The 8324-nt window shown below is 39.4% G+C and carries 10 protein-coding genes and 1 tRNA gene; 7 read left to right on the top strand and 4 right to left on the bottom strand.

The window, feature by feature from the left end; genetic code table 11:
• The first annotated feature begins 295 nt into the window (after positions 1–295).
• Positions 296–508: a helix-turn-helix domain-containing protein gene (locus EKM76_RS12110; RefSeq protein WP_125550871.1), complete on the top strand. Its 213-nt coding sequence runs from the start codon at positions 296–298 to the stop codon at positions 506–508.
• A 240-nt stretch (positions 509–748) separates the two neighbouring features.
• Here the strand turns inward: EKM76_RS12110 and EKM76_RS12105 are convergent.
• Both EKM76_RS12105 and nudC read right to left on the bottom strand, forming a co-directional pair.
• A tRNA-Ser gene (locus EKM76_RS12105) sits at positions 749–836 on the bottom strand.
• Positions 837–921: 85 nt separating this feature from the next.
• The gene (gene nudC, locus EKM76_RS12100) at positions 922–1758 is read right to left on the bottom strand and encodes an NAD(+) diphosphatase (RefSeq protein WP_125550870.1); all 837 of its coding nucleotides are present in this window, start codon (positions 1756–1758) and stop codon (positions 922–924) included.
• Between the two features lie 241 nt (positions 1759–1999).
• Between nudC and EKM76_RS12095 the strand changes: the two genes are divergently transcribed.
• On the top strand, positions 2000–2320 hold the full coding sequence (locus EKM76_RS12095; protein WP_125550869.1) for an ArsR/SmtB family transcription factor: 321 nt from the start codon (positions 2000–2002) through the stop codon (positions 2318–2320).
• Between the two features lie 23 nt (positions 2321–2343).
• The gene (locus EKM76_RS12090; protein WP_125550868.1) at positions 2344–2952 is read left to right on the top strand and encodes a CadD family cadmium resistance transporter; all 609 of its coding nucleotides are present in this window, start codon (positions 2344–2346) and stop codon (positions 2950–2952) included.
• A gap of 472 nt (positions 2953–3424) precedes the next feature.
• Here EKM76_RS12090 and EKM76_RS12080 read toward each other — a convergent pair whose 3' ends face one another.
• Entirely contained in the window at positions 3425–3850 is a 426-nt protein-coding gene (locus EKM76_RS12080; RefSeq protein WP_125550872.1) for a universal stress protein, read from the bottom strand.
• A gap of 20 nt (positions 3851–3870) precedes the next feature.
• Positions 3871–5445 carry an Nramp family divalent metal transporter gene (locus EKM76_RS12075; protein WP_125550867.1) on the bottom strand — a complete coding sequence of 525 codons (1575 nt, stop codon included), beginning with the start codon at positions 5443–5445 and terminating at the stop codon, positions 3871–3873.
• A gap of 614 nt (positions 5446–6059) precedes the next feature.
• Between EKM76_RS12075 and EKM76_RS12070 the strand changes: the two genes are divergently transcribed.
• The 4 genes from EKM76_RS12070 to EKM76_RS12055 all read left to right on the top strand — a co-directional run bounded on the left by EKM76_RS12070 (position 6060) and on the right by EKM76_RS12055 (position 8164).
• Positions 6060–6482: a MarR family winged helix-turn-helix transcriptional regulator gene (locus EKM76_RS12070; RefSeq protein ID WP_125550866.1), complete on the top strand. Its 423-nt coding sequence runs from the start codon at positions 6060–6062 to the stop codon at positions 6480–6482.
• 2 nt (positions 6483–6484) lie between these two features.
• A complete protein-coding gene (locus tag EKM76_RS12065; protein ID WP_125550865.1) occupies positions 6485–7363 on the top strand; it encodes an SDR family oxidoreductase in 879 nt (292 codons plus the stop codon).
• A 96-nt stretch (positions 7364–7459) separates the two neighbouring features.
• Positions 7460–7939 (top strand): DUF2975 domain-containing protein, encoded by a 480-nt coding sequence (locus EKM76_RS12060; RefSeq protein WP_125550864.1) that lies wholly within the window; start codon positions 7460–7462, stop codon positions 7937–7939.
• Positions 7940–7948: 9 nt separating this feature from the next.
• Positions 7949–8164 carry a helix-turn-helix domain-containing protein gene (locus EKM76_RS12055; RefSeq protein WP_125550863.1) on the top strand — a complete coding sequence of 72 codons (216 nt, stop codon included), beginning with the start codon at positions 7949–7951 and terminating at the stop codon, positions 8162–8164.
• The last annotated feature ends 160 nt before the right edge of the window (positions 8165–8324 follow it).

Genomic DNA, 8324 nt, shown 5'->3' with positions numbered 1-8324 from the left:
TGACGCGATCAAGTATGAAAACTAATCAAACTAACTAAATTAAGTCAAACTTGGCTAGTCATGACTAGCCCAAGTCGTGAATATAGAGAAATTACGTAAAACTGATAATTTGGCCAATCAATTTGATGCATATGCATAATTCAGGTTATTGTTTCTTTTACCCCTAAATTGTCAAATTAAGTTAGAAAGAAGTTAATACCTCATTTGTGATATGCTTCATAAAAATTTCAATAGGCGTTTTATAGCCGTAATTGTAGCGTTGATATTATGGGCAGTAAAGCCTTGTGGTTATATCATGATTGATTTACACAGTAGCGAACTTCTAGGTGCAGGTGAAGCGGCTAGGTTATGGGGAAAGAACAAGGATTACGTCCGCAATAGTATTAGGCAGTCGCCAGGTAAATGGCCAGCTGGATCATGGCGTAAATTTGACGACCGCCAAATCATTGTCACTGTAGCTGGTATGGAAGCTGTAACCGGCGAAAAGATTCCTAGGGACAAAAGTTAAATTGGAGAAATAGTATTCCAATCACAAAGACTAGGTTGCCGTTTTAGAATTTCACGTTCCCAATTTTTTTATTGAATGCTAAATCTTCATACAAACAAGTCTATCATAGCAGTGATTAACAGTAATCGGCTGTTCTCAATTTAATAATTTTCATGACGGTTCTGAGCAAGCAAAAAGACCGCTAAACACTGGTTTAACGGCCTTTCTAATTTTGAAAAACTTTTCGTGAACATACTAATAAGGAGAGTACAGGATTTGAACCTGCGCGCCGGTATAAGCCGGTTCGACGGATTTCGAGTCCGTTGCATTACCACTCTGCCAACTCTCCACAACAAGACTCATTATAGCAAAAGACGGCTACGTTGCAAAGTATTTTTTGTATCGATTGATCAGATAAGTTTAACAAAATAAGCTTATTTGACTCTGCCGGCCCGAAAATCTGTGATCATGGTCCAAGTCAAACTCAGCGTTGTATCATCGATCGGAATTTTATCACGATCGAACCACTTAGCAACCGATAATTCAGCTTCGTCAGAATGATATTCTGCAGTAGTGTATGCCTCTGTCCCAGCAATATCAGCAAAAAAACCAACTAAAATGGATTGTGAAAAAGCCCATGGTTGACTTTTATAGTAGTGAATGTGGTCAACTTGTAAGCCAGTTTCTTCGAAAACTTCACGACGGACAGTATCTTCCAAGGTCTCGCCAATTTCGACAAAGCCAGCAATCAAGGCGTAGCGATCATAACCAGCGGCGTATTTAGTCAATAACAGCTGGTTATCCTTTTTGACGCCCACAATAATGGCTGGTGAGATACGTGGAAAAATCTCGCCACCGCAGGACGAACAAATCAAACTACGTTGGGTGGTCCCTTTCACCAAAGGCTGGCCACAACGACCACAAAAACGATTCTGACTGTACCAATTAGCCAGATGCGCTGCAGTTGCAGTGGTAAAGGCCAACCATTGCGGCTGCATTGTACGCAAAACATTTAGGTTTTGATAACTAAAATCAGCTTTTTCAGTAAGAATCACGTCGAAAAAGAAAAAACTGTGGTCCTCGATCGATAATAAATAATCCGGCTGTGTTAAATCGGCTGCATAATTTTCGCTTAACGCTGCGTAAGTCGGTGTTGTTTTGCCAGCCATTAAGATTTTACCACCCTTGACGATCACAACATAATCGGCCGCTTGAATCGCTCGTGGTGTGTACTGGGTATCTAGAATATGGGGTTGAATATTTTGAAACATTGCTGCAGTCACTCCTTATTAGCAGTCAGATGATACTACTTACTTGTATCGCCACCCTATTTATACTCAAAAATAAGATAAGCGCTAATTTCATTCATTATAAGACTAGTTTGCTGGTAACAGCAAGTTAACATCGTATTGAAGGTTAATTTTTTTCCGTAATACCCCTACTTTTACCGCCAACTCACTATTGAACTGCTTATCCTATTAGTATAGACTAATATGATATGGAGGTCATAAAATGACAGTTACCCAAGAAAAATTACTGCATGCACTAAATAACGGCGTGCGCTTGGCGATATTAGAAGCATTAAAATCAGGCAAGAAAAACGTCACCGAACTAACCGATCTAATTGATGCTAAACAATCAAATATCTCGCAGCACCTTGCTTGTTTGCGTGGTTGTGGTTTAATTCAGCAAACGCGCCAAGGCAAATATTATTACTACGAAATCGTCAACACCGACATCATTCACTTTCTAGATGAAGTGACGGTGGTGATCAACAGCTTAAATTGGACCAATGAACAGACCAAAGTTACCTGTCAAAGTCATATGCCTTAATTCAATGGAGGAATTTTTTTACAATGGGTCAATTAATTTTATCAGGTGCGACCGCTTATATCTCAACCAGTATTGATTATTTGATTATTTTAATGCTGATTTTTAGCCGGACCAAAACGCGTAAACAACAACTTTCAGTCTACATAGGTGATTTATTAGGCACCGGCATCTTAGTTTTGAGTGCGTTGATCTTAGCGACGATGCTGCATTTTATTCCAGCTGAATGGGTACTGGGCCTGTTAGGTTTGATTCCAGTCATTATGGGACTCAAATTATTGATCAGCGGTGAAGATGATAATGATGATGTCGTCCATGAAACGCTGGCTAAGCGGCGTGGATTGGTTTTAAACGTGGCGTTGATCACGATTGCCACATGCGGCGCGGACAACATCGGTATCTATGTGCCCTTCTTCGTCACCCTTTCAAGCGCAGCGTTTATTGTTGTGCTAATCACCTTTTTGGTCATGTTAACGCTTTTCTGTTTTGTTGGCTATTTATTGGTCAAAGTACCTGTAGTCGCCGCTTTGTTAGAAAAATACGGCCGCTGGATCACCGCGACTGTCTATATTTTGATTGGCCTTTATATTATGTTAGAAAGTGGTACTTTTACCAAACTATTTACGCTATTGTGATTCTCAAATCGAGTACGCTATTAGACACTAAAAACCTATGACATAGATTACGTTAACTAAAAAAGTTAGACTCCGTCAAGGGCAATCAATTCTTAGATGCGCCTAAATTCATGCCGATTTTTTAAATGGGTGCTGATCGCGTCTTATGGGCGCAGGACTACCCTTACGTTAAAGGCAATGCCCGCGACTTCTTAGCTAGCTAACACCAACATTGCCGCAACAGATAAAGAGAAGATTGCGCATGGCAATATTGAAAGTCTATTGAAGTTGAAATAAAGTATCCGTAACGTAAAAGCACAGTCGCTAATTGACCAGGCAACAGCGAGATCAAAATTGAATCATACTAAGCCTACTGGGAACAATTAAATGAACACAAAATAGATCAGCACAATAAATAAAGCAAAAAAAATGAACACTACTTACTGAAAATCATCAAAAATTTTCAATAAATAGTGTTCATTTTCATACTAATTTAACGAATAACTAACACTGAAATTGGTGCGTATTTAGCCATATAAGCCGCCTGACTACCAAAATGTTGCGCCAACCCGCGCTTTGATTCTGAACCAATAATCAATAAATCAGGGTCAACACGTGGAATAATATCCTTCACAATAATTTCACCCGGTTCACCTTCGGAAACAATCGTTCTGACCGTTTCTACGCCAGCTTTACGTGCTTGGTGCTGATAACCTAGTACATGCTGTTCTAATTCAGATCGCTCACCATGAACATAATCTTTGCTCAAAGCTTGATACACATTCATTTCCTCGTTTTCTAAGATGGAAACAATCACTAATTCAGCTTGATCCTGTTTTGCTTGGTCAACGGCATATTTAAACGCTAATAAAGCATCTTGGGAATCATCTACCCCAACTAAAATCCGTGAAAACTTCATCAACTCACACCCTCGTCTTATTAATTTGTAGCCGCAGTCATTTTAGTCGCAAACTTTTTATTGCCACGGTATAGTTCGTAAACAGTCCAGATCAATAGCGCCAATACGATCACAATCAAAATATAAGCAATATTATCGGCTAATAATAACTCCTGTTTAGTCGCGCCAGCACCAAAGAAACCTTCTATCTGTCCAGGTAAGCCAATCAGATTTAGATAGGTCAATCCAATAACTGAGATCCACCCCAGTACTTTGACCCATAATGAATTTTTGAACCGTTGCCCCATTTCAACTGCGCTATCGGTCATCATCAATAGCGGCAACATAGAAAAAGGTAACGCAAAGGCCAAAAAGACCTGTGAATTATTCATTAAAGTATTTAACGCTGTATGTTCATCGATTGCACTTTTACCGCTGGTCATCATAACGCAGATCAAAACTGGAATCACTGAGATCACCCGCGTAACCAAGCGCCGTAGCCATAATGGCATCCGTAGATGAACAAAACCTTCCATAATAACTTGACCTGTTAGAGTCCCAGTAATTGTTGCATTTTGCCCTGAAGCAAGTAAGGCGACGGCAAATAAGGTCGATAAAATCCCAGAACGAGCAACACTAATTAATAACCCGTTACTTAACGTTGCGGTATTCGACAACGCTTGAAATAAGCCGAAAAATGAGGGATCTTGAACCGCACCATTTTTGAAAACAGCAACGCCCATGATCAGCAGCAATGCATTAACAAAGAAAGCAGCCGTTAACTGAATATTTGAATCCCAGCTGGCAAAGCGAACTGTACGCGCCACGTCTTCCGCGTCACTATGATCAATTTTACGTGTCTGTGAAATTGCTGAATGTAAGTACAAGTTATGTGGCATCACTGTTGCGCCAATAATCCCTAATGCACCAGTCAGTGGCGAATGACCGCCGATTGATTTTGCACTAGAAAAAGTTTCAGCTCTTGGAATCAGGCCTGCAAAAACACCACCCCAATTTGGATCAGACAGGGCAACTTGGTAAACAAAAACCAATAAAATAACTAAAATCAAACAAACAACGATTGCTTCAATTTTACGGAAGCCAATTTTAGTTAATAATAATAATAACAAAACATCTAAAACAGTAACAAACACTGCAATCATCAACGGAATATGAAACAGTAAATATAAAGCAATGGCTGCCCCAATAACTTCAGCAATATCGGTCGCCATAATCGCCAATTCCGTCAACAACCATAAAACAACGCCGAGTGCTTTACTCGTACGAGCGCGAATTGCTTGGGCTAGATCCATCTGACTCACGATGCCAAGTTTAGCTGCCATGTATTGTAAAAGCATCGCAATCAAACTTGACATCAAGATAACAGACATTAACAGATATTGAAAATTTTGCCCGCCGGTAATCGAGGTTGACCAATTACCAGGATCCATATAACCAACCGCAACTAATGCACCTGGCCCAGAATACATAAATAAAGTCTTCAGAAATCCCTTTCCTTTCGGCACCTCAACTGTGCCATTGATCTCCTCAAGTGAAGGTCCATTCGCGTATTCAATTAATTTATGTTTGCGCGGTGTTGTTTCGTTTTCCGCCATACTACTTCACACCTTTCTGGCCACCAACTTGCTTGACCAAACCCATTATAGCGCTTAAATTAAAAAAATTAAACACTTTATTAGGTAAGCCTAACAAAATAAATCTGTTTTAATATTTTTTAATACGGTACACCTATTAAAGTGCTATTATTATTTAGATACCAACGTTACAGTTAAAATATTCTTGCTTTAAACTAGGTTCTGTGTTCCAAATCAAAAAATATTCGTCTTTGGCCGCTTTCCTAACATACTGGAATAGCGTCAAACGCTATTGCTAGCGATACCGGATACAGAAAATCGACTCAACTGCGGTTAGCGTCCACAAACACAGTGTGGTGCTAAAAATAGTGGTCCTAATGCGGAGAAAATATATTAGTTGCAGTCATGGTACTCGATCGAACATTTCTTTAATCACCTAAAATATTTCCGTCGTATTGCAACAAGGTATGATAATGCAGCTTGCGTTTTACATACATTTATTCAAAAAATGGTATTTTATTATTGCTGCTTAGATAATTTGAAACACAACCTAAGTAATTGCTCCGCAGTGAAGAAAAGCTTTACTTTTTTTAATATAGTTAGTAAACTAACTATATCGCAAAGGAGATTTTTTTATGCCTAATACCGGCTATTTATTAATGAGTATTTCCAAAAAATTAAGATATAACTTAAACTACGCCCTAACCGATTTAAACATTACGATCCAGCAATGGTCAGTGCTTCAACAATTACACCATTTTAGCCAAACATCCAATCAAGTAGCCGCTAACGATCTGGCGACGATACTTGATATGGATAAACCAACCATATCAGCGATCATTAAACGGCTAGCAGCCAAGAACCTTATTTACAAAACTAAAAACAGTCATGATAGTCGCGCGTTTGACCTATTTTTAAGCCCAGCAGGCATTGAAATATACATGAAGGCCGTGGTTATCAGTGATTCAGTTTTAAGTCAATTTACAAATCAGCTTGCAGCAACTGAAAAAAATAACTTAAATAACATACTACAAAAACTTGATCGTGAGGATCTATAATAATGGAAAAAATACTAGTTCTTGGTGGCACTGGCAACATCGGTTTTCCGTTGATCAGTGAGCTTGCAAAAAATAAAGGCGTTGAAATTATTGCTGGTGTGCATCATCCCGAAAGCGAAGCAACTAAATTTCAGCAATTTGAAAATGTCACCGTTATCCAATTCGATTTTTTAGCTGCAGCAAATTTCTCTAGCGCATTAGCCGGCGTTGATCGGGTCTTTTTTGTCCGGCCACCACAATTATCCAAACCCAAGCTGGATATGTTCCCATTTTTAGATCAAGTTAAAGCCAGTCGAGTTAAACATATCGTTTTTGTCTCACTAATTGGGGTCGAAAAAAATCCGGTGACCCCGCACCATAAAATCGAAAAGCAAATTCTTAAATTAGGTATTCCCCACACATTTATTCGCCCAAGCTTTTTTATGCAAAATCTAAATACGACCCATCTAGCGGATATTCGTGATCACCACAATTTATACATTCCTGCTGGCCATTCAAAAACTAGCTTCATTGATACCAGAGATATTGGTGCAGTGGCCGCTAAATGTCTTTTATCGACTGAGTATCTCAACTGCGAACTTGAAATCACCGGTGCAAAAGCTTTGACTTATGCCGAAATTGCTGTCATGATGTCAAAAATTCTTGAGACAACGATTACTTACAGTCAGCCAAGTCTACTAAGCTTTCGCAAGACGATGCTAAAACGTGGTGTGCAAAAAGATTACGTCAATGTCATGGTGATGCTGTATTTAATCACCCAACTCGGTAATGCCAACAAGACAACTTCGACCATTGAACAGGTGCTGGGACGGCAACCAATTTCTTTTGAACAGTACGTCCGCGATCATAAAAATATTTTTACTGGTCAATCAGAAAACTAATGGCAGCACATATTTTATTGAAAAAGAATATATTTTTATTGATAAACAATAAATTAGCTGTTAGAATAAAACCATCTTAAAAATGAGGTGGCGCTGATGAAACGTGAAACACTTTTTCTTAAATCTGTAATTTATTTAATGGCTGTCTTTGTTCTAGGCCTTTGTATCGCTGTCCTACCATTAGCTGCTAGCGCGATCACAGCGCCGCATTGGTCCATTAAATTAATGTACGGCGCTACTTTTATCGGTTTATATACCAGTGCTGCAGCTTTTTGCGTTGCTTTGTGGCAAGGTCTGTTGTTACTGCGCTACATTGACACCGACAGTGCTTTTTCTGAACTATCGATCCGTGCCTTGCGTAAAATTAAAGTGAGCGCCGCGGTGCTGAGTGGTTTATATTTTCTCGGCTTACCGCTAGCGTACATTGTTGCTCAAGAACAAGACGCTCCCGGGATCATTATTATCTGTTTCATGTTCGCACTTGCTGCCAGTACAATTGCAGTTTTCGCCGCCGTGTTACAAAAATTATTGACCCACGCGATTGCGTTGAAGCACGAAAACGACTTGACGGTCTGAGGTGTAGAAATGGCCATAATAATTAACTTAGATGTTATGTTAGCTAAACGCAAAATGAGCGTGACTGAATTATCGCAACGCGTTGGTATCACCATGGCCAACTTATCCATCTTAAAAAATGATAAAGCTAAGGCGATCCGCTTTTCCACGCTAGAAGCGATCTGTACTGCTTTAGATTGCCAACCTGGTGATATTCTAGAATATCGAGCTGACGCCCATCATTAGGATTTAGCACATAACTAAAGGTTGAAAGTATCAAAATAGACCGTAACCATTGATGTCAAACGGTTATGGCACGATATATTACTAGTTTCCACTTCATTGAGCATTACCGAGTAGCCTGGCCAGGCTATTCGGTAATGCTTTTATAAATTCGTCAAAAATA

Origin of the sequence: Loigolactobacillus zhaoyuanensis (assembly GCF_003946385.1) — a bacterium.
GTDB classification, from domain to species: domain Bacteria; phylum Bacillota; class Bacilli; order Lactobacillales; family Lactobacillaceae; genus Loigolactobacillus; species Loigolactobacillus zhaoyuanensis.
This window is presented reverse-complemented; position numbering and strand designations above follow the sequence as displayed.